Source organism: Polynucleobacter sp. AP-Latsch-80-C2 (genome assembly GCF_018882185.1).
GTDB lineage: Bacteria > Pseudomonadota > Gammaproteobacteria > Burkholderiales > Burkholderiaceae > Polynucleobacter.
Genome location: NZ_JACVOY010000034.1, coordinates 1 through 624, shown reverse-complemented (window position 1 = coordinate 624; position 624 = coordinate 1). Strand labels below are relative to the sequence as shown.

Annotated in this window: 1 protein-coding gene; it reads left to right on the top strand. The window is 45.7% G+C overall.

Annotated elements, in window-relative coordinates; translation table 11 throughout:
• Positions 1 to 624 (top strand): cytochrome bc complex cytochrome b subunit (locus ICN47_RS12735; RefSeq protein WP_216220280.1); only part of this gene is annotated, 624 nt, incomplete at both ends.

Sequence of the window (624 nt, the reverse complement as noted above, 5' to 3'; positions counted from 1 at the left end):
CTGCTAAGGCTTTTGAGTCAGTTGAATACATCATGCGCGAAGTGCCATGGGGCTGGATGATTCGCTATATGCACTCCACCGGCGCCTCTATGTTCTTTGTGGTGGTTTATATGCATATGTTCCGTGGTTTGATCTATGGTTCTTATCGCAAGCCACGTGAACTCATCTGGATCTTCGGTTGCGCAATTTTCTTATGCTTGATGGGCGAAGCATTCTTCGGTTACTTGCTTCCATGGGGTCAAATGTCCTATTGGGGAGCTCAAGTAATTGTGAACTTGTTCTCTGCAATTCCATTCATCGGCCCAGATCTTTCCTTATGGTTGCGTGGTGATTATGTTGTGGGTGATGCCACCCTCAATCGTTTCTTCGCGTTTCATGTGATCGCAATCCCATTGGTATTAGTTGGTTTAGTAGCAGCTCACATCCTGGCATTGCATGAGGTTGGCTCTAACAACCCAGATGGCGTTGAAATTAAGGAAAACTTAGATGCGCAAGGTCACCCGGTTGACGGCATTCCATTTCACCCTTTTTACTCAGTACATGATGTGATGTATTTGGGCGGGTTTTTGATGGTTTTTGCTTGTATCGTATTTTTTGCTCCAGAGATGGGTGGTTACTTCCTCG